This window comes from Streptococcus sp. F2, assembly GCF_056500955.1.
Window position 1 is genome coordinate 65,762 of sequence record NZ_JBWKAI010000003.1, and the last position, 23,893, is coordinate 89,654.

Annotated in this window: 22 protein-coding genes; 3 read left to right on the top strand and 19 right to left on the bottom strand. The window is 40.5% G+C overall.

Features of this window, described 5'->3' with window-relative positions; genetic code table 11:
• Positions 1-5: 5 nt before the first annotated feature.
• Both ACYTR8_RS01910 and ACYTR8_RS01915 read right to left on the bottom strand, forming a co-directional pair.
• Positions 6-323 (bottom strand): thioredoxin family protein, encoded by a 318-nt coding sequence (locus ACYTR8_RS01910; RefSeq protein ID WP_241067298.1) that lies wholly within the window; start codon positions 321-323, stop codon positions 6-8.
• Positions 320-604: a DUF4651 domain-containing protein gene (locus tag ACYTR8_RS01915; RefSeq protein WP_479641583.1), complete on the bottom strand. Its 285-nt coding sequence runs from the start codon at positions 602-604 to the stop codon at positions 320-322. The genes ACYTR8_RS01910 and ACYTR8_RS01915 overlap by 4 nt, the downstream gene beginning before the upstream one ends.
• 557 nt (positions 605-1,161) lie before the next feature.
• Here ACYTR8_RS01915 and pepA point away from each other — a divergent pair.
• Both pepA and proC read left to right on the top strand, forming a co-directional pair.
• Positions 1,162-2,229: a glutamyl aminopeptidase gene (gene pepA, locus ACYTR8_RS01920; protein WP_012766453.1), complete on the top strand. Its 1,068-nt coding sequence runs from the start codon at positions 1,162-1,164 to the stop codon at positions 2,227-2,229.
• A gap of 46 nt (positions 2,230-2,275) precedes the next feature.
• Positions 2,276-3,052 carry a pyrroline-5-carboxylate reductase gene (proC, locus tag ACYTR8_RS01925; RefSeq protein ID WP_111714795.1) on the top strand — a complete coding sequence of 259 codons (777 nt, stop codon included), beginning with the start codon at positions 2,276-2,278 and terminating at the stop codon, positions 3,050-3,052.
• Positions 3,053-3,190: 138 nt separating this feature from the next.
• Here the strand turns inward: proC and ACYTR8_RS01930 are convergent, their stop codons facing one another.
• The 16 genes from ACYTR8_RS01930 to pbp1b all read right to left on the bottom strand — a co-directional run bounded on the left by ACYTR8_RS01930 (position 3,191) and on the right by pbp1b (position 21,392).
• Complete coding sequence (locus tag ACYTR8_RS01930; protein ID WP_111714792.1) at positions 3,191-3,628, bottom strand: hypothetical protein; 438 nt, start codon at positions 3,626-3,628, stop codon at positions 3,191-3,193.
• 17 nt (positions 3,629-3,645) lie between these two features.
• Positions 3,646-4,326 (bottom strand): lysostaphin resistance A-like protein, encoded by a 681-nt coding sequence (locus ACYTR8_RS01935; protein ID WP_479641584.1) that lies wholly within the window; start codon positions 4,324-4,326, stop codon positions 3,646-3,648.
• A gap of 102 nt (positions 4,327-4,428) precedes the next feature.
• The gene (locus ACYTR8_RS01940; RefSeq protein WP_111714788.1) at positions 4,429-4,635 is read right to left on the bottom strand and encodes a helix-turn-helix transcriptional regulator; all 207 of its coding nucleotides are present in this window, start codon (positions 4,633-4,635) and stop codon (positions 4,429-4,431) included.
• 305 nt (positions 4,636-4,940) lie between these two features.
• Positions 4,941-6,137 carry an acetate kinase gene (locus ACYTR8_RS01945; RefSeq protein ID WP_269760226.1) on the bottom strand — a complete coding sequence of 399 codons (1,197 nt, stop codon included), beginning with the start codon at positions 6,135-6,137 and terminating at the stop codon, positions 4,941-4,943.
• 58 nt (positions 6,138-6,195) lie between these two features.
• Positions 6,196-7,149, bottom strand: a complete 954-nt coding sequence (locus ACYTR8_RS01950; RefSeq protein WP_115246884.1) for a class I SAM-dependent methyltransferase — start codon at positions 7,147-7,149, stop codon at positions 6,196-6,198.
• A gap of 62 nt (positions 7,150-7,211) precedes the next feature.
• On the bottom strand, positions 7,212-7,586 hold the full coding sequence (gene comGG, locus ACYTR8_RS01955; protein ID WP_111714780.1) for a competence type IV pilus minor pilin ComGG: 375 nt from the start codon (positions 7,584-7,586) through the stop codon (positions 7,212-7,214).
• A complete protein-coding gene (gene comGF, locus ACYTR8_RS01960) occupies positions 7,564-8,004 on the bottom strand; it encodes a competence type IV pilus minor pilin ComGF (protein ID WP_111714778.1) in 441 nt (146 codons plus the stop codon). The genes comGG and comGF overlap by 23 nt, the downstream gene beginning before the upstream one ends.
• Positions 7,985-8,230, bottom strand: coding sequence for a competence type IV pilus minor pilin ComGE (gene comGE, locus ACYTR8_RS01965; protein WP_231871990.1), 246 nt, complete (start codon positions 8,228-8,230; stop codon positions 7,985-7,987). Before comGE ends, comGF begins: the two co-directional genes overlap by 20 nt.
• A 7-nt stretch (positions 8,231-8,237) precedes the next feature.
• The gene (gene comGD, locus ACYTR8_RS01970) at positions 8,238-8,666 is read right to left on the bottom strand and encodes a competence type IV pilus minor pilin ComGD (RefSeq protein WP_269760229.1); all 429 of its coding nucleotides are present in this window, start codon (positions 8,664-8,666) and stop codon (positions 8,238-8,240) included.
• Positions 8,641-8,967, bottom strand: a complete 327-nt coding sequence (gene comGC / locus ACYTR8_RS01975) for a competence type IV pilus major pilin ComGC (protein WP_269760230.1) — start codon at positions 8,965-8,967, stop codon at positions 8,641-8,643. Before comGC ends, comGD begins: the two co-directional genes overlap by 26 nt.
• 1 nt (position 8,968) lies before the next feature.
• The gene (comGB, locus tag ACYTR8_RS01980) at positions 8,969-10,000 is read right to left on the bottom strand and encodes a competence type IV pilus assembly protein ComGB (RefSeq protein WP_479641599.1); all 1,032 of its coding nucleotides are present in this window, start codon (positions 9,998-10,000) and stop codon (positions 8,969-8,971) included.
• Positions 9,936-10,877: a competence type IV pilus ATPase ComGA gene (comGA, locus tag ACYTR8_RS01985; RefSeq protein ID WP_479640525.1), complete on the bottom strand. Its 942-nt coding sequence runs from the start codon at positions 10,875-10,877 to the stop codon at positions 9,936-9,938. The genes comGB and comGA overlap by 65 nt, the downstream gene beginning before the upstream one ends.
• Before the next feature lie 79 nt (positions 10,878-10,956).
• Positions 10,957-11,322 carry a DUF1033 family protein gene (locus ACYTR8_RS01990; RefSeq protein ID WP_003055257.1) on the bottom strand — a complete coding sequence of 122 codons (366 nt, stop codon included), beginning with the start codon at positions 11,320-11,322 and terminating at the stop codon, positions 10,957-10,959.
• Between the two features lie 202 nt (positions 11,323-11,524).
• On the bottom strand, positions 11,525-15,166 hold the full coding sequence (rpoC, locus tag ACYTR8_RS01995) for a DNA-directed RNA polymerase subunit beta' (RefSeq protein WP_111714766.1): 3,642 nt from the start codon (positions 15,164-15,166) through the stop codon (positions 11,525-11,527).
• A 95-nt stretch (positions 15,167-15,261) separates the two neighbouring features.
• Positions 15,262-18,828, bottom strand: a complete 3,567-nt coding sequence (gene rpoB / locus ACYTR8_RS02000) for a DNA-directed RNA polymerase subunit beta (RefSeq protein WP_049519675.1) — start codon at positions 18,826-18,828, stop codon at positions 15,262-15,264.
• Between the two features lie 263 nt (positions 18,829-19,091).
• A complete protein-coding gene (gene pbp1b / locus ACYTR8_RS02005; RefSeq protein ID WP_479641585.1) occupies positions 19,092-21,392 on the bottom strand; it encodes a penicillin-binding protein PBP1B in 2,301 nt (766 codons plus the stop codon).
• Positions 21,393-21,498: 106 nt separating this feature from the next.
• Between pbp1b and tyrS the strand changes: the two genes are divergently transcribed.
• On the top strand, positions 21,499-22,758 hold the full coding sequence (gene tyrS, locus ACYTR8_RS02010) for a tyrosine--tRNA ligase (RefSeq protein WP_479641586.1): 1,260 nt from the start codon (positions 21,499-21,501) through the stop codon (positions 22,756-22,758).
• A 247-nt stretch (positions 22,759-23,005) separates the two neighbouring features.
• On the opposite strand, the gene ACYTR8_RS02015 is transcribed toward tyrS, so the two are convergent.
• Complete coding sequence (locus tag ACYTR8_RS02015; protein WP_479641587.1) at positions 23,006-23,812, bottom strand: hypothetical protein; 807 nt, start codon at positions 23,810-23,812, stop codon at positions 23,006-23,008.
• Between the last annotated feature and the right edge of the window lie 81 nt (positions 23,813-23,893).

Here is a 23,893-nt window from a genome sequence, read left to right on the forward strand (position 1 = left end):
TTCTATTAATCGTAAGCCGCTAAAAAATCAGTAATCTCAGCCTTAGTTTTTCTCATTTTGTTAACCAGACGCCCTACTTCCTGACCTTTTTCAATCACGACAAAACTAGGAATACCAAAAATATCCCACTTTTGTGCCACTTCCATAAACTGATCTCGGTTAACGCGCACAAAGGTCATATTGGTATGTTCTGCCTCAATATCTGGCATCACAGGATAGATAAATTGGCAATCTGGGCACCAGTCAGCTGTGAAAAACAAAACCAGTTTATCTTCATTTTCAATCAATCCTGCTAGTTCCTCATAAGTACTTGGCACAATCATATTCGCTCCTCCTCAATGCTAAACTGGCCTCTATCATAAGTGTACGTGTAGTGTCTACCATCTGCCATGACCACGCCACCAGAAACCTGAGCTACTCTAGGCAATTTAGGAGTTACATATAAAACGTCAATGTGTCCCAAGTCTGAAAAAAAGGCACGTAAGTCCCTTGTGATGTGCTGACGTTCTTTTTCTTGATAATAGTCATTTATCATTAATCCAAGACCTAGGACAAGCCCTGCCCCCAAGAGGCCTGAAAGGATACCTGTTTGCTTTTTGTTCATACTTTTCATTTTATCACAAAATAGTTTAAATGGGCTAGCCCAAATTCAAAAAGAGAGGCTAAGCTACAAGGAAAAATAATGTTTTTATCTCTTTAAGACTTGACAAAGAATACAAAAGCAATTAAACTTAATTTATAATGATTAGGTATAGTTTATTTATTTATTAACTATACCAAAAATTTAATTGATAGAAGATGGAAGGTTCCTTTATGACCCCATTATCCTTACTTTTCGCCAGTGGAGAGTCTTTTCGCATCATAAGCGCCCTACTATTCTTACTGACCAGCCTTTGCTTTATCATTTTGATAATCACCTTGCTTCCTAAAAAAACAGCTTATGGCAAAAAGGCATCTCCCCTTCATAGAAATCCTAGAGAGTTTTAATCTCTAGGATTTTTGTTTAGCGTTAACATCATTTCACCTTACTGTGAGCTTTCTGAGTATTTTTTCTCCAGTGTTCATCCTTGAAATGATCATCCATTCTTACCTAAAAAGTGGTAGAATATAAGATAGACGACAAGCATAAACTTGTCTAAACCCTTATTAATGGAGTAAAAGATGACAGACTTATTTTCAAAAATCAAAGAAGTGACAGAATTAGATGGCATTGCCGGCTATGAGCACAGTGTCCGCGATTATCTCCGTACAAAAATAACGCCGCTTGTTGATCGTGTTGAAACAGATGGACTTGGGGGCATTTTTGGTATTAGAGATAGTAAAGCTGACCAAGCACCCCGTATTTTAGTGGCTGCTCATATGGATGAAGTCGGGTTTATGGTGAGTGACATCAAAGCAGACGGCACACTGCGCGTGGTTGGTATCGGTGGCTGGAACCCACTTGTTGTCAGTTCACAACGGTTTACTCTCTACACCCGTACTGGACAGGCTATCCCACTAATCTCAGGATCAGTACCTCCTCATTTTTTACGTGGGGCAAATGGCTCTGCTAGCCTCCCTAACATCGAAGATATTGTGTTTGATGGTGGTTTTACGGATAAGGCAGAAGCTGAAAGCTTTGGCATTACACCAGGAGATATCATCGTCCCTCAATCTGAAACTATCCTAACAGCTAATCAAAAAAATATCATTTCAAAAGCTTGGGATAATCGCTATGGCGTCCTCATGGTAACGGAAATGCTTGAAGCTCTAAAAGGACAAGACCTTAACAATACCCTCATTGCAGGAGCAAATGTTCAGGAAGAAGTTGGCCTTCGCGGAGCCCATGTCTCAACCACCAAGTTCGACCCTGAATTATTCTTTGCGGTGGATTGCTCCCCTGCTGGCGATATTTATGGCAATCCTGGAACAATCGGAGATGGTACCTTATTGCGCTTTTACGACCCAGGCCATGTCATGCTCAAGGATATGCGTGACTTCTTACTCACAACGGCTGAGGAAGCCGGTGTAAGTTTCCAATACTATTGTGGTAAAGGTGGTACCGACGCAGGAGCTGCACATCTTCAAAATAGTGGCGTTCCATCTACTACCATCGGGGTCTGTGCACGTTACATTCACTCTCACCAAACCCTCTACGCTATGGATGATTTCGTAGAAGCACAAACCTTCTTACAAGCCATTGTCAAAAAACTTGATCGCTCAACTGTTGACTTAATCAAACGTTATTAACAGTCGAAGACCAGATTTATCACAACTATTCACAAGGAGTTGCAACATGAAAATTGGTATTATTGGTGTTGGCAAAATGGCTAGCGCTATGATTACAGGCTTAAAAAAAACACCACATGAACTGATTATCTCTGGATCTTCCTTGGAACGGTCTAGAGAGATTGCAGAGCAGTTATCACTTAGTTACGCTTCATCTCATCAAGAGCTTATTGATCAAGTAGACCTCGTTATTTTAGGCATTAAACCTCAGCTGTTTAAGGCTGTTCTCCACCCACTCCATTTTAGACAACCCATTATCTCTATGGCGGCTGGCATTTCGCTCCAAGACCTAGCAACCTTAGTAGGGGAAGACCTCCCTTTACTACGTATTATGCCAAACATGAATGCTCAAATTCTCCAAAGCAGCACTGCCCTTACTGGAAATGCTCTGGTCTCCAAGGAATTACAAGCAAGCGTACAAGAGCTAACCGATAGTTTTGGCAGCACTTTTATCATTGACGAAAAAGATTTTGATACCTTTACTGCTCTAGCAGGATCAAGCCCTGCTTACATTTACCTCTTTATTGAGGCCTTGGCCAAATCCGGGGTTAACAATGGTCTTCCTAAACCAAAAGCTCTTGACATTATTACGCAGACTGTTTTGGCGAGCGCCAATAACCTTTTGGCCAGTCAACAAAGTCCTAATGAGTTTATTGACGCCATCTGCAGTCCTGGAGGAACGACTATTGCTGGGCTGATGGAATTAGAACGCCTCGGCCTCACAGCCACTGTCAGCTCTGCCATTGACAAAACCATTGATAAGGCTAAACATTTACAAAAATAGGTGCTACCAAGCACCCTACTTAGCAAAACACCCCGTTCAAGGACAACTCATCTCCTTGTTAGACAATACAGCTAACAAGGAAGTTGAAACAGTCTCAAACAGGGGTGTTTTCACGTCTTTAAAATGTTCAGGATGGGGTTACATTTTTTTAGAAACCCAATGTCTAAGGAAGAAATAAAGATAAGCCAAGATCAAAGGAAATTTATACGACACAAGGTCTCGAATAGTTAATTGGGGGAAGAAAAAGTATAAAACAATAAAAAGATTAATGATCACGTAAAAGCAGTAAACCTGTGTCTGTTTTCGAATGGCACGGTTACGCTCATCATGTAGAGCCACCAAATAGTTTTTTAAATCAGTAGGTTCTGTAAACACATAAAAGAAAAAAGTTGAAGCAATCAAAAACAAGGGGGCAAGGAAAAATAACAGAGTTCCCTGTCTCATATTTCCACGTGTCATTAACCAAATACCCCAAGTCGCGGATAAAAAGCCTAAAGCAACCAATACATGTCCAATTCGAGTATAGACCTTTTCCCAGTACTGGCATTTTTGTTTAAGTGAAGGTTCCTTTTTCATACCTCAATCTCCTTATTTTAAGAAATCATCTTTGTCGCAAAAGCAATCAATATCAGGGCTATGCCGTTATTCAAAAAGTGAACCAGCATGACGTGTTCTAATTTTTGTATTTTTCGACACACAAGCCCCAAAATAAGCCCCATACCGCCGTAAATAACCCAGCTTCCAAAATCAGTGGGCTCATGAATAAGACCAAACATGAAACTGCTAAACATCAGTCTTATATAGTACTTAGGTCCAAATAATTTATCATATAGTAGACCACGAAAAACGATTTCCTCAGCAATAGGAGCCACAAGTCCTACCAAAGTTACCAGAAGAATCGGATGCATTCCCACCCCAAGAATCGCCGATTGATTCACTGTATCAGCCTGTTGGCCTTTCTCAATAACTAAAATCATTTTACCGATAATCTGAACAGCAAATAAGGAAACAAGTCCTAACCCAATCCATAGCCAACGATACTCATCCTCAGGAACCCTTTTATTGCCTAACAAACCAAGTCTTTTCCCAAAATAAAAAACAACTGTTGCGATTAGTAACAAAATACCTGTGATGATGAGAACCTGCCCAAAAGGCTGTCCTTTCCTAATCCATAAAGTTGGCAGCTGTTCCAACACTATCACTATCAGAGCTAGCAAAAACCATCTCAGCCTAGCAAATATTGCCTTTAACTTAGTAATATATCCCGTTGTCATCCTAATTTCCTTATGCATTTTCTAAAATAAATGGCTAGACTACTGGAGAATACTCCCCAAAATAGTAACTAATCAAACTCTTCTTGTTGTTTCGTTCCACCACTAATCACTCTCTTCTTGATTAAACAAGAAAATTTCTTCAATGCTTAATTGAAAAAAAATAGCAAGTTTATAAGCCAACTCAAGAGAGGCATTATATCTTCCTTTTTCCAAGGAAATAATCGTCTGCCTTGTCACATTCATAGCATCCGCTAGTTCTGCCTGGCTAATATGTCTAGCTTTACGGAGTTCCTGAATACGATTATCCATCTCATCCTCCAAAAATTATGTCAAGTTAACTTTACATTTATAGTATAGTTTCCTTTACATTTTTTGTCAATACTTTTCTCACTTATTTGTCATTTTAAAATAGTGTTACTGAAATCAACTTCTAATTGTCTGGAACCGTCGTTCTTTTTATCAGATTGCCTTCTCAATGTCCCTTTTAGATACATTGATTCACTGCTTACAGGATGATAATAGTGGTGGAAATCGTTTGAAGACTATCAAAAAAACCAAGTAGGGAAAGCAATGACTTTACCTTACTTGGTTAATCTATTGAGACTTAGTCTCTTTTATTTTGTATTTTTTAAACGTTCAACGTCACGCGCAATACACAATTCTTCGTCTGTGGAGATAACAAGCACCTTCACTTTTGACTCTGGAGTTGAAATGTCACCACGGTATCCAAAAACATTTTTCTCAGGATCAATGTCCATTCCGAACCATGTTAAGCCACCAATAACGTCTTGACGCATCAATGGTGCATTCTCACCCATACCAGCTGTAAAGACTAAAGCATCTGCCCCATTCAAAACAGCAAAGTATTGACCGATGAATTTTTTAATGCGATCAATGAAAATATTGTAAGCTAAAACAGCATCTGGATTGTTTTCTTGTAGGCCAGCCTCGATATCACGCATATCGCTAGAAATACCTGATACTCCTCCAAGACCTGATTTTTTGTTTAACATATTAACAACGTCAGCAGCGTCTTTTAACTCTGGGTCTTGCTCAATTAAATAAGGAATGATAGCTGGGTCAATGTCACCAGAACGTGTTCCCATCATAGGACCAGCTAACGGAGTGAATCCCATTGAGGTATCAACTGATTTACCGTGGTAATTAGCTGTAATTGAGACACCATTTCCAATATGAGCAGTAATTAATTTTAATTCTTCTAATGGACGACCAAGCATTTTTGCAGCCTCTTCTGCCACATATTTATGACTTGTCCCATGAGCTCCATATTTACGAACTTTATAATCCGTATAATATTTTTGAGGAATTGGGTAAAGGTAAGTATGTTTTGCCATGCTGGTGTGGAATGATGTGTCAAACACACAAACACTGGTAATATCTGGCAAAATATCACGGAAGGCACGAATCCCTGCCGCCGCTCCAGGATTGTGAAGTGGAGCTAAGGCTGATAATTCTTCAACTTGTTCGACAACAGTATCGTCGACAACAACTGATTCTTTAAAGTATTCACCACCTGCGACGATGCGGTGACCAACACCTGTAATTTCATCATAAGCAGCGATAATACCAAAATGAATCAAATCGTTCAACAAGATTTTAACGGCTTCGGTATGATCGTGAATATCAAGAATTTGCTCTTCTTTTTTACCATTGTACTTAACAGTTGAGATAGAGTCTTTGAGACCAATACGCTCAATGATTCCTTGTGCTAACACTTCTTCTTCTGGCATCTGATAAAGTTGCCATTTTAAACTAGAACTACCTGCATTAATTGCAATTGTCTTTGACATTTTTAACCTCTCTTGAAATCGTTTTCTGTGATGCTATTTTATTATAACAAAAAATCAGTTAATTGACATTATCCTGTTTCCATTTTTTGAAATTTTGCATAAAGTCATGAATATTCTCTGCAAGTTTCAAGTCTCGAATAGGATAAACAAAGGTTTCTGTCGGATGGTCTGTCTGCTTTTGCAAGACAATAATGGACTTAGCATTAGAAGGATGACCAAATATAGAATCTGGTAGAGTAATCAAGGCCACTACCTGGGCATAGCCAGTTAACCAATTTTTCAACAATTGGCTCTGAGAGCTTGTCAACAAATTGACAGGTGCCAAGAAAATGGCAAAACCATCTTTTTTCAAATACTTTAAAGATTGTTCCATGAGCAAATGATGAGCATAGGTGTGTTCCTCAGAACTAGCTACCTTATAGCGCTTAGCAATGTCATCATTAGGATAATAACCCACTGGCAAGTCACTGATAACAACATCGCTTTCTTTTAACAATTGCGGTCTTACCGCATCTTCTTGAATAAAACGAGCTGAAGAGTCCATTACTTCAGCAATACTTGCTGATAAATCAATTAAGAGGTCGTCAAGTTCAATCCCTACATAATCAAGTTTCTTACTCGTATTATTGAGGAGAGTTTGTGCTAGATTTCCCGTACCACTGCCAATTTCAAGGACTTCTAGGCTATCTTTGTCACTCAATTGTTCCAAAAGATATAGCAGAATGAAACCAATAGCATCTGGCGTGAACTGATGGTTTGCTTGGAGCTGCTCAGTCTGAGCTGCCTTAATAAAAATAAACTGGTAAGCTCTACGCCATTCTTCTTTAGTCAGGTGTAAGGCTTTCAGTTTGTTAATGTTCTGGGCAACTTGAGGACTAGCTCCCTCAGCACCTAAATAAAAAGAGTTTTGTTCAACGATGGCATCATAAATATGTGTTTTTAGATCATTTTCAATCAGTTGACTATTCTCTAAAAGTAACTGATAGGCTTCTTCAATTTTTTCAAAATTCATATACCTATCATATCAGATTACACCTTAAATGAAAAGGATTCCCGATCTTAAATCCCCTAAGTTTATGGAGAAAGAGTCCCATCTGGTAACGAGATTGCTTGACTTGCATTCTCCTTGGATGGCTGTTTAGTATTTCTCGAGTAGTAGAATTGGTAGTGCTTTTTTTGACCAAGAGTGACAGTCATTACGTGTTGATGCTTATTAAAACGTGATGTAACCACTCCTCCTTCAAAGACAACCCGCTCAACATCTTGATTTGGCGTCTGATAAACCATTTCTGCCATTAACCTTGCTCTCACATAGGCTGTTTGAGCTTGGCATTCTTTATAAAAATAAGAGATTTGATAAAGATAGACCTGCAAAACCAACATAAAAACACAAGCCATAAACATGGTATACAACAGTATCCCTGCTTTAAGGTTGGTCTTGAAACGCATAGTAAAAGGTCCTTTCTAGTCCACTTTTCCAGTGAAGGGTAATACGAATACGAGACTGCTCTGCTTGTATATAACTATGAGACAGGCCAAACAGCATGGGTTGATAACCTTGTCCATTGCCTGCCGATTTTCGAAAGTCATGGCTTTTAAATTGTCCTAAAACTAGTTTTTTCTTGCCTTTTTCGATATATAATTTATTGTTCTCTACTTTGTGAAATCGCGCTCCACTTAACTCTTCTCGTAACTGCTGGGAGAACAAAAGCCAATGGTCTTGATCATTTTTGGTAAGGTAGCGACTGTGGCTAAGGAGTGTTTTGGTCAATCCTTGATACACTAGAAGAGAACCTGATATCACCAGCAAGGCAATTAAAGCCTCTAAAAAAGTAAATGCTTGGACCCTACCTGTCCTTTTTTTCAATTCTAATAACCTCTCCTTCCTGATCCCTAACGATAAGTGTTTTTTCTGTGCACGAAACCGTCAGACGACAATCATTCATATTGAGAGACGTTTGACCAGTTTGTACTGCCATCAGAGCTAGGTTGAGCTTTTCTTGTTGGCTGCGATAATATGTCAACCTTGTCTGACTTTGCTTCAAACTCGTTAGAACCAGTATGACAATAGCCACGAGGAGGCCTGTTGCCATGACACTCTCAAGAGCGATGTAAGCTTTGACTTGTTTTTTGATAATTTCCACTCCCTAGATAAAATTGATAAGTTACCCGTTGATCAGTCGTCTCGAATATTATCTTTGCTAAAGAATGATTTCCTCCCATTTGATCAATAACCAATTGCTGGCTATTCTTAACTCTTATCGAGTCAGGTATTGTTAACGATTCTTCTGCCGCTAGCATTTGTTTCGAAGAAATTGTCAAAACTCGTTGATTATGTTCCAAAATAGCCAACTTTTGTTGGTGACGATAAAAGTGCTCAAAACGAGTGAAAAAAAGCTGTTCCTGAACCCTTCGATAACTACTTGTCACAGGCACAGATAACCCCAAGACAATAAAACTTGTTACTGATAGCGTTAATAAGCTTTCAAGCATTGTGAAAGCTTTAAGGTTTAAGACTGGACTTTTCATTGGTATGTTTTTCGTAATAGTCTGTGTAAGCTTTTACCTGTTTATCTGTAATACTGCCATCGTCTTTCAACTGTTGTAAACTTGGTTTTGATCCTTGCGATAATTCGTACAACTCTGCTTGATTCTCCACTAATTTGACAACAGCAGCATTTCCTGTTTCGGTAACCCTATCTTTTTGTTTGCTTAAATTAGGTACAAATAAGAGCATTAAGACACTGATGACTAAAATCACCAGTAACATTTCTAGAAGTGTGAAAGCTTGTAGTTGGTATTGCCGCAATGGTTTCCATTGATTTTTCATTTTATAAAACGCCTCCCATATTTTGATAAATTGGTAATAAAATTGCTGCATAAATCATGACAATCGTCAAAGCAATCACTAAAAAGATAATCGGTTGAATAAACTGAGTTGCTTGATGAAGTTGGCTGAAAAACTGAGCCCAACTCTCTTGAGCATAAATCTCTAGTTCACTTCCTAACTTGGATTTAATCTCTCCATAAGTAATCATCAAACTTAACTCTTTTTTAAAGAAAGGATAGGTAGCTACCTTATCATGAAAAGCTTGTCCTGCCAATAAACTAACTCGAATATCTTCAGCCAATTCTTGCATGAATAAAGATTTCTCCATGGCCATAATATCCAGAATGACTGGTAATTCAAGTCCCTGTCCAATCAATGTTCCCCATTCTCTAGCATAATAAGCCGTCAGATACTGTTGTAAGAGTTTCCCTAAAACAGGATAAGCACTGAAGTGAGTAAAAAGTTTGAGGCGACTTTGCGATCGCCAATGCAGCCAAATTCCCCCTAACAACACACCTATAAAAAGGATAATACCAAAGAAAATAGCTGGAAAATGAGTCAGAAAAATAGTAAGCTGATTTTGAGTTTCTAATTGAGGCATAACATAATGCCTTAACCCTAATATCATCACAAAAAGAAATACCAGGAGAATAATCGGATAGCTGACGACTTCAATGGTTTTTCGTTTAAGTTTAGCCATTTGGTTGAGATAGCCCTGAATATTAACAAGCGTCGTCTCAATGTTTCCGTGACCATCTGCTAAACTAATTTGAGTTAAAATAGCATCCGAAAAACCTATCCCAGCTAACATATCTGCCAGCCCTCGACCTTTTAAGAGTGCTTCTTCCATGCGGAGAACATAGGGCTCGGGAATCAAATGACTTTTTGTTAAGAAAGCTATTATCTCAGTCAAGTTAAATCCTGTTAACAAAAGGTTAGCTAATAGCTGAATTAGTTTGTATTGTTCCTTACTGGATAATTTTTTCAAGCCTTGCTTGCTCCGGACTGAGATGTCCTGCTGCAAGAAGGTGATCAATTTTCTGATTCCATTGGTTTGGTGAGTAGTGTTCAAATTCTGTTTGAGTTGAGTCAATCAATGCTCCTCCATTAAGCAATCGTTGGTAAGCAACCAAAGCCAAACAATTGTCTAATTCTGCTCTTGTCACTCCTAGTTCTAGTAATCTGGCATAAACACCAGAAATGCTTTTGGCATGAACTGTTGAAAATACTAAGACACCTGTTAAACTTGCTCTAATAACCGCTCTAGCTGTCTGGCTGTCTCGAATTTCACCAATGATTAAAATATCAGGGCGATGCCGTAAAGATAGTTTGATCAAGTTGTCGTAAGTCATGCCAATACTATCATTAACTTGTAATTGGAGCGCTTGATGATTTTTAATTTCCACCGGATCTTCTATGCTAATGACCTGTGCTCCCTGATAATAATCAGCAATCAATTGGTGCATCAAAGTCGTTTTGCCTGATCCGACTGGACCTGCAAAAAGATAGAGTCCTCGGCCTCCAATCTGACGTGCAACTGTTTTCAGTCCGTCAAACCAGTAATGTAAACTTCTTTGTTGATGATGTAATAACCGAATCACTAGGCTCTCTTGTCCACGGTAATTTCCAACACTAGACAGGCGTAGAGACAAAAGTGTGTCTTCACCGATATCATAATCACAAGAACCGACTTGACAGCGTCGTTTCTCACCAACGGTCATTCCTGCAACGAACTTAAAGTGACTAATAAGATGAGCCATCCGATCGCCCCGATAAACATCCACCAATCTCCTTTCATCTCCTACCCTTATCAATAGCTCATACTGATCTTCCTTTGGCAAAATATAGATATCTTGAGCTTGAATCTGCTCAGCTTCTTTCAAAATAGATTTTGCTAATGCTTGTACCATAACGCCCCCCATTGATTTATTCGTAAAACAAAAAAAGAAAATGCCAAACTAATGACATTTTCTTCTGTTTTGAGCGCGTTTATAAATTTAGCTTACAGAATGATGCATTTTGAGGTGAATCATTTCTCTGTTCAAAACCAGGCATATAATGTGTATTAGGCACAATATCCCTATTTTTCAACAGTAATATAGAATGATATTGCTGCAAATCTTCACCACAATCCTCACACCATCTCGTATCTTTTTTCTCCCAAAATGTGGCCAGGAGATTCTTTTGACTGTGGTAACTTGGAAAATGATTTCTCATGTTCTGCCATTCTTCCTCAAAATAGGCAAAAGCTTCTGTCCACTCATCAAACTTCTTTTCTTCTAAAATATCATCTTGCCACCCATCGATGAACCACCAGGGTTCCCAATCACCATACATTTTTATCACTTGATACATAATACCTATTCCTCTTATGCTTATTATAGCTAAATTAAAAGGTTTTTGAAAAATATCTGCTCATTGGGGGGCTTCTATTCCTTTGTTATCGGGTTATGATAACTAGAGGGACAATTATGGTGATAGTTACCGCAATAACAACAGGTCTTCCTCGCTTGCTTCTCAATATCACAAAAAGAGCCCCTCAGGACTCTTTTTAATATTATTCTGTTTCAGTTGCAGCAACTGTTTCTTCCGAAACTTCTGGCTTGTCAATAACTTCAACATCATTGATTGCTTGTGGTTCAATGTTACGGTAGCGCGCCATACCAGTACCAGCTGGAATGATTTTACCAATGATAACATTTTCTTTAAGACCAAGAAGATGATCTTTTTTACCACGGATGGCAGCATCTGTAAGAACACGAGTTGTTTCTTGGAAGGATGCAGCTGATAAGAAGGAATTGGTTTCAAGGGAAGCTTTCGTAATTCCCATAAGAACTGGACGAGATGTCGCAGGGATACCACCAGAGATAACAATATCTTTATTAGCATCTGTGAAATCAGAAATATCCATCAATGTTCCTGGAAGGAGGTCTGTATCACCTGGATCCATGACACGAACTTTACGAAGCATTTGGCGAACCATTACCTCAACGTGTTTATCACCGATTTCTACCCCTTGGCTACGGTAAACTTTTTGCACTTCTGCAAGAAGATAAGTTTCAACTGACAAGGTATCACGTACTTCAAGGAGACGTTTCGGTTGGATTGACCCTTCTGTAAGAGCAGCTCCGCGATTAACTTCGTCGCCAACTTCAACTTTCATACGTGCTGTAAATGGTACGACGTATTCACCCATACCAGTTTTACCTTGAACGTAGACTTTCTTGGTACGAGTTGACGCATCTTCTTCAATCTCGACGACATTACCTTTCACTTCAGTAATGACCGCTTCCCCTTTAGGGTTACGTGCTTCAAAGATTTCTTGAATACGAGGAAGCCCCTGTGTGATATCGGTATTTGAGGCTACACCACCCGTGTGGAAGGTACGCATGGTAAGCTGAGTACCAGGCTCACCGATAGATTGGGCAGCGATCGTACCAACTGCTTCACCAACTTCAACAGCATCACCAGTTGCAAGGTTGATACCATAACAGTGACGGCAGACACCATGACGAGTCGCACAGGTAAAGACAGAACGAATGGTCACTTCTTCAACACCCGCATCAACAATCTTACGTGCCATGTCTTCAGTGATTAATTGGTCAGCACCAATCAAGACTTCACCAGTTTCAGGGTGTTTGACTGATTTACGTGTGTAACGACCTTGAAGACGTTCTTCAAGAGTTTCGGTAACCTCTTTACCATCGGTAATAGCACGGATAAGAAGACCACGGTCAGTGCCACAATCGTCCTCACGAATGATAACATCTTGGGCAACGTCAACCAAACGACGAGTAAGGTAACCTGAGTCGGCTGTTTTAAGGGCCGTATCGGTCATCCCTTTACGTGCACCGTGGGTTGAGAAGAACATTTCCAAAACGCTCAAACCTTCACGGAAGTTTGACAAGATAGGAAGTTCCATGATGCGTCCGTTAGGAGCAGCCATCAAACCACGCATACCCGCAAGCTGTGAGAAGTTAGAGATGTTACCACGGGCTCCTGAGTCCATCATCATAACGATTGGGTTCTTAGGATCTTGTGTTTCAATCAGACGTTTTTCAAGGGCTTCTTTAGCTTCACGCCATGTTGTTGTAACGGCAACATAACGGTCATCATCTGTCATCAAACCACGACGGAAGGCCTTGTTGATTTCTTCAACACGATGGTGAGCAGCATCAATGATTTCTGCTTTGTTATCGATAACTGGGATGTCAGCGATACCCACTGTCAAACCAGCAAGGGTTGAATGGTAGTAACCAAGATCTTTCAAACGGTCAAGGAAAGCTGATGTTTCTGTTGTACGGAAACGTTTGAAGGTTTCCGCAATGATGTTACCGAGGTTTTTCTTCTTGAATGGCACATTGATGTCCAAGCGATCGATGACTTCTTGGATATCTTGACCAGGTTCAAGGAAGTATTTATCAGGTGTTCCTTCTGTCAAGTTGGCATTGTTTGGCTCTTGGAGGTACGGAAGGTCCTCTGGCATGATGTCGTTAAACAAAATCTTACCAACAGTTGTCACCATGATTTTATGTCTTTGGCTATCTTTCCAAGGTTTGTTTGGCATGCTGTCAACAGCGATACCCACACGACTATGCAAGTGAGCATAACCATTACGATATGCCATCACAGCTTCGTCTTTATCCTTGAAAATCATGCCTTCGCCTTCGCGACCAGCATCTTCCATTGTAAGGTAATAGTTACCCAAAACCATATCCTGAGATGGGGTAACAACAGGTTTACCGTCTTTAGGATTTAAGATGTGCTCTGCGGCAAGCATTAAGAGACGAGCTTCAGCTTGTGCTTCTTCAGACAATGGCACGTGGATGGCCATTTGGTCTCCATCGAAGTCGGCATTGTAGGCCTCACACACAAGTGGGTGAAGACGAAGGGCCTTACCGTCAATCAGAACGGGTTCAAAAGCTTGAATACCAAGTCTGTGGAGGGTCGGTGCACGGTTAAGAAGAACTGGGTGTTCTTTGATAACTTCTTCTAAGATATCCCAGATGCGTTCGTCTCCACGTTCAACCATACGTTTAGCGGCTTTAACGTTACCAGCATATTCTTTGGCAACAATTTCGCGCATTACAAATGGTTTAAAGAGCTCAATAGCCATTTCACGTGGGACACCACATTGGTACATTTTAAGGGTCGGACCAACAGCGATAACGGAACGTCCAGAGAAGTCTACACGTTTACCAAGCAAGTTTTGACGGAAACGCCCTTGTTTACCTTTAAGCATGTGGCTCAATGATTTCAATGGACGACTACCTGGTCCAGTAATTGGACGACCACGACGACCGTTATCAATCAGCGCATCTACCGCCTCTTGAAGCATCCGCTTTTCATTTTGAACGATAATACCTGGGGCATTAAGTTCTAACAAACGTGCCAAACGGTTGTTACGGTTAATGACACGACGGTACAAGTCATTCAAATCTGATGCCGCAAAACGGCCACCATCCAATTGAACCATTGGACGAAGATCTGGTGGAATAACTGGCAAGATGTTCAGAACCATCCATTCTGGTTTATTTCCAGATTTGTGGAAGGCATCAAGCACGTCCAAACGACGAACTGCCTTAATCCGTTTTTGACCAGAAGCAGATTTCAATTCTTCTTTTAATTCAGCGATTTCAGCTGCCAAATCAACACGTTTCAAGAGATCTTGAATGGCTTCAGCACCCATCTTAGCAATGAATGATCCGTGTCCATACTCCTGAAGTTTTTCACGGTATTCGCGTTCTGTTAATAATGATTTTGGTTCAAGCGGAGTATCCATTGGGTCAATGACCACATAAGCCGCAAAATAAATAACTTCTTCAAGGGCACGAGGGCTCATGTCAAGAGTCAATCCCATACGTGATGGAATCCCTTTGAAGTACCAGATGTGTGATACAGGAGCTTTTAACTCGATATGCCCCATACGTTCACGACGTACTTTGGCACGAGTTACCTCAACCCCACAGCGGTCACACACGATTCCTTTATAACGGATACGTTTGTATTTCCCACACGCACATTCCCAGTCTTTTGTTGGACCAAAGATGACTTCGTCAAAGAGTCCTTCACGTTCTGGTTTCAGTGTACGGTAGTTGATTGTTTCAGGTTTTTTAACTTCACCATAAGACCATGAACGGACCTTACTTGGTGAGGCTAATGTGATTTGCATACTTTTAAAACGATTTACGTCAACCACTAGTTTTACCTTTCTGCCTTTGATGACTTTACCAGTCTAAGGGCAAGACTCACCTGCCTCCAACTAGTAAATAATTGTTTATAAGAATTGATTGCTTATTTTTCGTCAGTTGTTTCAGAAACTTCTTGGGTTTCTTGGACTTGTTTTTCACGCGCTTTTTCAAGATCATCAACGTGCATCACGTCATCGTCTTCACCTTCATCAAGATCACGAAGTTCAACTTCATTATCATCTTCATCAAGGACACGCATATCAAGACCAAGAGATTGCAATTCTTTCACAAGAACGCGGAAGGATTCTGGTACACCTGGTTTTGGAATTGGCTTACCTTTAGTAATGGCTTCATAAGCTTTCAAACGTCCAGTCACATCATCTGACTTGTAAGTCAAGATTTCTTGAAGAACATTTGATGCACCGTAAGCTTCAAGGGCCCAAACCTCCATCTCACCAAAACGTTGTCCACCAAATTGAGCTTTACCTCCAAGTGGTTGTTGGGTAACAAGTGAGTATGGTCCTACCGAACGGGCATGGAGTTTATCATCAACCATGTGGTGGAGTTTAATCATGTACATGACACCAACGGATACACGATTGTCAAATGGTTCACCAGTACGTCCATCATAAAGGACCGTCTTAGCATCGCTATCCATACCAGCTTCACGAACAGTGTCCCAAAGGTCTTCTGATGAAGCCCCGTCAAAGACAGGTGTTGCAATGTGAATACCAAGGTTACGAGCAGCCATACCAAGGTGAAGTTCCATAACCTGACCAATGTTCATCCGTGATGGCACCCCAAGAGGGTTCAACATGATATCAACTGGTGTTCCATCGGGAAGGTATGGCATGTCTTCAACTGGTACAATACGTGAAACGACACCCTTGTTTCCGTGACGACCGGCCATTTTATCTCCGACTTTGATCTTACGTTTTTGAGCAATGTAAACACGAACCAGCATGTTAACACCTGATTGCAATTCATCGCCGTTAGCGCGTGTAAAGATTTTCACATCACGAACGATACCATCACCACCGTGAGGTACACGAAGAGACGTATCACGAACTTCACGTGATTTATCTCCAAAGATGGCATGCAAGAGACGCTCTTCAGCAGAGAGGTCTTTTTCACCTTTAGGTGTGACTTTACCTACTAAAATGTCGCCTTCTTTAACCTCAGCACCGATACGGATAATTCCCATTTCGTCAAGGTCTTTGAGGGCTTCTTCACCAACGTTTGGTACTTCGCGAGTGATTTCTTCAGGCCCAAGCTTTGTATCACGTGTTTCTGATTCAAATTCTTCCAAGTGAACAGATGTGTAGACATCTTCTTTCACAAGACGTTCACTCATGATAACAGCGTCCTCGAAGTTGTAACCTTCCCAAGTCATGTAAGCAACGACTGGGTTTTGTCCAAGGGCCATTTCACCATTTTCCATAGAAGGTCCATCAGCAATGAAGTCACCTTTTTCAACGATGTCACCAACCTTAACAAGAGTACGTTGGTTATAGGCAGTTCCTGAGTTTGAACGACGGAATTTAGTAATGTGATAAACATCAAGTGAGCCATCTTCACGACGAACTTCAACTTTTTCAGCATCAGAAAAGACAACTTTACCATTATGCTGAGCAATAACCGCAGCTCCAGAGTCATGGGCAGCTTGATATTCCATACCAGTACCAACAAATGGCGCTTTTGGATCAATCAATGGCACAGCCTGACGTTGCATGTTGGCACCCATGAGGGCACGGTTGGAGTCATCGTTTTCCAAGAAAGGAATACATGCCGTCGCAACAGCAACTACCTGTTTTGGAGAAACGTCAACGAAATCAACAACACTTGCAGAAAATTCTTGGTTATTACCTTGATGACGACCCATAACGATTTCTTCAGCAAAAGTGCCATCTTCGTTTAATTTAGAATTGGCCTGTGCAACTGTGTACTCGTCTTCTTCATCAGCAGTCAACCAAACAATTTCGTTAGTTACCCTACCAGTCGCACGGTCAACCTTACGGTAAGGTGTTTGGATGAAACCATATTTATTAAGATGTCCAAATGAAGACAAGTTGTTAATCAAACCAATGTTTGGTCCTTCAGGCGTTTCAATCGGACACATACGGCCATAGTGCGTGTAATGCACGTCACGAACCTCATAACCAGCACGGTCACGTGTCAAACCACCAGGTCCTAAGGCAGATAAACGACGTTTGTGAGACAACTCTGACAATGGGTTGTGTTGGTCCATGAACTGTGATAACTGAGAAGAACCGAAGAATTCTTTAACAGCTGCTGTGACAGGACGGATATTGATGATTTGTTGTGGTGTTAACACATCGTTGTCTTGAACAGACATACGCTCACGCACATTACGCTCCATACGGGCAAGACCGATGCGGAATTGGTTGGCAAGCAGTTCACCAACGGCACGGATACGGCGGTTACCTAAGTGGTCAATATCGTCAACTTTTCCAAGACCTTCAGCAAGGTTCAAGAAGTAAGACATTTCTGCCAAAATATCAGCAGGTGTCAAGGCACGTACCTTGTCATCTGGATTGGCATTACCAACTATAGTTACCACGCGGTCAGGGTCAATTGGTGACACAACCTTGAATTTTTGAAGAACAACAGGTTCTGTAACCACCGCATAATCATTCGGAGTGTAAACAAACTTGTTCAAATCACCATCAAGGTGTTCTTCAATTGATTCAATGACGCTACGTGTCATTTCAGTTCCAGCTTCTACCAAGATTTCGCCAGTTTCAGCATCCACAAGGTTTTCAGCAATGATTTGGTTCAAGAGACGAGTCTTGATATTAAGTTTTTTGTTCACTTTATAGCGACCAACCGCAGCCAAATCGTAACGACGAGCATCAAAGAAACGTGCAATCAATAGGCTACGAGAGCTATCTGCAGTTTTTGGCTCACCTGGACGAAGACGCTCATAAATTTCTTTAAGGGCTTCATCTGTACGAGAATCGCTTGGGTTTTTGTGGATATCTTTTTCAATGGTATTGCGAACGAGGTCACTTTCTCCAAAAATATCAACAATTTCATCATCACCTGAGAATCCAAGTGCACGAACCAAGGTTGTGAATGGAATCTTACGCGTACGGTCAATACGAGTATAAGCAATGTCTTTTGAGTCAGTTTCCAACTCCAACCAAGCACCACGGTTAGGAATCACTGTTGATCCGTAACCAACCTTACCATTTTTATCAACCTTATCGTTGAAATAAACACCAGGAGAACGAACCAACTGAGAAACGATGATACGTTCACCACCATTGATGATAAAAGTACCCATTTCCGTCATGATAGGGAAGTCACCGAAGAAAACTTCTTGTGTCTTGATTTCACCAGTTTCTTTATTGACCAAGCGGAAGGTAACAAAGATTGGTGCAGAGTAACTTGCATCGTGGATACGAGCCTCTTCAAGGGTGTATTTTGGTTCTTTGAATTCGTAACCAACAAATTCAAGTTCCATAGTATCCGTAAAGTTTGAAATAGGAAGTACATCTTCAAATACTTCTTTCAAGCCTGAATCAAGGAAATCTTGGAATGAGTCAGTTTGAATTTCAATCAAATTTGGTAAATCAAGAACTTCTTTGATTCTTGAAAAGCTACGACGTGTACGGTGTTTTCCGTATCGAACTTCATGTCCTGCCAAGTTTTTAGCTCCTTCTTCTTTTTAAGCTTTGCTGTTTCAGCAAATCGCAACTAAATGATTATTTGTCCTCGGTGTGAATTTTTAGAATCTTTAAATATGGGTTACAAACCCTATTTTTCTTAAAAATAGGCACAAAAAGAGCAGCTAAATCTGACTTTATCAGTGTGATTTAACTGCTGTTCTTCCTAGCTGGACAATATTTCAGCTAGATTGGACGACAAATAGTTACAGATATTATACACTATTTTCCGACAAAATGCAACTTAATTTTTCTTGCCACCAAAACTTGCCCAAGCTTTTTGATAGTCAGCATCTGTTCCTCCGATAGCAAATCGGTAAGTCATCGCTCCCGGACCCTTTTGAGCCCATAAGCTAGTCGTCATTTCTCCTCCGACAGAGAAGGCTCGGCCATTGACCGTGACCGTTCCTGGCTGCAGACCCGTTGACTTCAAGACTGAAGCTTTGACAACTCCTGGATCAAGTGCAAAGCGTTGCCCACCACCAAGAACATTAGGATCAGCCTGATTAATAGCATTAGCTAAATGAGCAAGGTAATTAGAGTGATTGTTATAACCTGTCATTGGTGCCAGTGAGGTATTATCATCGTGACCTGCCCAACCTCCTAAAGTAGCCCTTGGCGTCGCCAAAACGAGCCACACATCAGTGTAATTCTCGGTTGTTCCTGTCTTACCAATCCAATCAGCATTAGCCAAACTAGGATTGATTGCTGCCAAACGGCTCTTGAAGGTTGTCGTAGCTCCTGAAGAGACTGGGCCTCGCAATAAATCTTGCAAAATAGTGGCTGTTGGTGCAGAAAAGACACGAACTGGCTTGCTTTCATGCTGGTAAACCACTGTCCCATCACTAGCAGTAATCTTGTCCACAAGGTATTGCTTTTGATACATTCCGTTATTTGAAATCATTTGATAGGCATTGGTTTGTTGAGCAACAGACACTTCGATTCCTCCCCCAAGCGGTAGGCTTTCAATAGAATAGTCTGTAATCTTATAACCCATCTTGGTCATGTAGTCTTCAACATCAACGCCTTTTTCACGTAATAATTTCTGTGTCCAAAAGGCAGGAATATTCCAAGAGGTGTTAATCGCTTCTTGAAGAGACATCATAGCTGTCCCCTCACTATCAGCGTGCATAATCTTTTGGCCACTCGAATAGGTCGTTGGGTAGTTAGATAGAACACTAGCGCTTCCCATTAGACCTTGGTCGATAGCAGGGCCGTAAGATATAACTGGTTTAATGCTAGATCCTGGAGAACGAACCGTATCAAATGCATGATTGTTTTGGTTAAGGGCATAGTCTCTACCACCAACAAAACCTAGGATAGCTCCGGTTGCATTATCAGTCAAGACATTTCCCATTTGAACAGTGCCTGTCCCATCATCTAAAAGGCCACCAAATTGCGCTGCCGCTGTCTGCATAGCGTTGTAAATCGGCTTGTTAATAGTTGTGGTAATCGTGTAGCCACCTTGTTGCAGTTCTGTCAATGCTCTTTCTTCATATGCTGCTTTGGTTGCATCATTTTTCAAGTCACGACTAGAGACCTTGTCTCGTTTGATTAAATAGCTATACATAGCCTTTTTAGCATCTGCCAAAACCGTATAATAGAGGTAATCGTGATTTGTAACGGTAACACTTCCTGGCTGAATAAAGTCCTTACTAATTGGGTAGGCTTTGTAATCGTCGTATTCCTTTTTCGTTAGGACACCAGTCCGATACATATTGTATAACACGTTTTGCTGACGCTTGATGCCATAAGACATGTCCTCTTCTGATTTCATTTGACCCGTTGACATGTAAGGAGAATAAACAATAGGACTCTGTGGAAGTCCCGCTAGGAAAGCTGCTTGCGGAACAGTTAAGTCTTTGGCTGACACTCCAAAAATGCCACGCGCTGCTTCTTCCACACCAGCAATATTTTGTCCCTTATTATTACGCCCAAAAGGGGAAACATTCAAATAGTTAGACAAAATATCATCCTTGGACATATAACGCTCCAAGGCAAGTGCATAGATAATTTCCTTAGATTTCCGTTTAAAAGTTGGGTCATCACCCAATACCTGCTGTTTGACCAACTGCTGTGTCAAGGTTGAACCACCACTTGATTCACCAAACCCTAGCACTGAAGCTAACGTTGCTCGAAAAACAGCCTTTGGTACAACACCCTGGTGTCCTTGGAAATTCTCATCCTCAGTGGAGACAATAGCCTTTTTAATATTATCTGAAATAGCCTCATTCGCTACTGGTGTCCTGAGCAAATCTGTATCTAGAGTTGCAATCACGCTATTATCAGAATAGTTCATCTGTGAAATCATGGTTAAGGATTTAACTTGTTTGACTAAACTAGCTTTACTTGGGACCTTGACAGAGTCAATTTGACTAGCCAAATAGCCCAAAGCCATACCAGCTCCCATCATTCCAAAAAGGAAGATGATAATGTAAAAAAAGTTAGACATGAGTTTCAAGGTACGCAAAAGAACAGGTCCCAAATCTAAGAGACCTAACCCTTGCTCACCTTTTCTTTTTCGTTTTGTGTTCCATTTCACCATAAAATACCTCAACCTCTATTATACCAAACTTTGATAAAGGTTGCATAGCCACAACTGTTTTTGGTATAATGATTTCCGAAACTATAACGGAAAACGGAGAAAGCCTATGAATATTTTTGAAGAACTCAAAGCACGTGGCTTGGTCTTTCAAACGACCGATGAAGAAGCCCTTGTTAAAGCACTAACAGAAGGGCAAGTATCCTATTACACTGGTTATGATCCAACCGCTGACAGCCTTCATCTTGGCCATTTGGTTGCTATTTTAACATCTCGTCGCTTGCAATTAGCCGGGCATAAACCTTATGCATTGGTTGGTGGAGCAACAGGGCTAATTGGTGACCCTTCCTTCAAAGATGCAGAGCGCAGCCTTCAAACTAAAGAAACTGTCCTCGAATGGAGCGATAAGATTAAAGGGCAGTTGTCTACTTTCCTTGATTTCGAAAATGGAGATAATAAAGCAGAGCTCGTGAATAACTACGACTGGTTCTCTCAGATTAGCTTCATCGACTTCTTACGCGACGTTGGGAAATACTTCACCGTTAACTACATGATGAGTAAAGACTCTGTTAAAAAACGTATCGAAACAGGCATTTCTTACACTGAGTTTGCTTACCAAATCATGCAAGGCTACGACTTTTACGAACTCAATAATAAACATAACGTGACCTTACAAATTGGCGGCTCAGACCAATGGGGCAATATGACTGCAGGAACAGAATTGCTGCGCAGAAAAGCGGATAAAACCGGTCATGTCATGACTGTACCACTCATCACCGATTCCACTGGAAAAAAATTCGGGAAATCAGAGGGTAATGCAGTCTGGCTAGATGCCGATAAGACTTCTCCTTACGAAATGTACCAATTCTGGTTAAATGTCATGGATGACGATGCGGTGCGTTTTTTGAAAATCTTCACTTTCTTATCTTTAGATGAGATTGTAGACATTGAAAGTCAATTTAACGCTGCCCGTCACGAACGTCTCGCTCAAAAAACGTTAGCCCGTGAAGTGGTTACCTTAGTTCATGGCGAAGAAGCTTATAAACAAGCCCTTAACATTACCGAGCAATTATTTGCTGGAAACATCAAAAATCTTTCTGCAAATGAATTGAAACAAGGATTGAGCAATGTACCAAATTATCACGTTCAATCAGCAGACAGCCTTAACCTTGTTGACATGCTTGTCACCGCAGGTATTTCCCCATCAAAACGCCAAGCGCGTGAAGATGTGCAAAACGGTGCCATCTATATTAATGGCGAGCGTATTCAAGAGTTGGATTATACCTTGTCTGACACCGATAAAATCGACAACCAACTAACTGTGGTTCGCCGTGGTAAGAAAAAATACGCTGTTCTAAAATTTAACTAACCTTAAACGGCTTTAAATCGCCTTAACTACTGATATGACAACGTTTCTAGGGATTTCCTATAACTTTAACTATCCTTAGATATTCTTTCAAAGTCCACAAATTTGGGCATAAAAAAAAGGCTATCAACTCAATGGTTGATAGCCTAAAGAAGTAGTATAAGGTGAACAAATTTTTAACGAGTTCAGCAGGCAAGAACTAGCGTGGTTTAAATACTACGCTTTTTAGTTTACCTTATTATAACATATATTAGCTCCACCAGCTTGTAAACCAGTTAATTGGGTTAACATAATATTTGAAATCTTCCCAAGTTTTATTAATGAGAGATTTTACACGTTGAGTCCATGCTTGTGGCTCGTCAGTCGGCAGTGGACTTGATTCTTCATTTACAGTAGATTGGTTTTGGGTATCTGAAGCTAAATCAACAAAGTTAGAAGGCTTAGCAGTACTTTCGCTTAATATATTTTTAATTCCTGATGGATTTTTTGTAGTTTCAGAGCTTTCGGATTCACTTTTATTCTCTTCACGGCTGGATAATATTTCTTTGACTGGAATATGATATATCTTGGTGGTAATATAATCATGACCCTCGTCGAATATTCTTATTGCTACTCGATCTCCTGTATCCAAGGGAGATTTTAGCTTCACAGTATAGTCGCCTCCTCCGTTAGCTCGATACCCACTGATTTGATAAGTTATTTTTGGACATTCTTGATCGTGTCTGTATTTTGTTTTTTCAAGCTCTGAGCACTCTCTTTCAACAGTTATAGCTGAGGGCTTTTCTACCTTATCTTCTTTCTTTTCGTTACTTGTAGAAGTTGTTGAGGCATATACATAGCCATAAGGGACATTTGGAATATTTAATTTAATACTTTCATCCCCTACTTTGAACGGAGCAACTATAACTTTTTGAGAGTCTTCTCCATCAACTTCAAAAACTTTACTGTGACTATTCTCTAGAGGTACAGACACAGCATTGCTCTCTTCTTCCGCCTTCACATTCGTGGTTGCACCTAAAGCAAGTAGTGCTGTAGCTAACATTAATTTCTTTTTCACTTTATTCTCCTTTAAGTAATTCATAATATTTTTAGTTTCCTATACAACATAAAACAAGGATCACTTTATACATGACCTTGT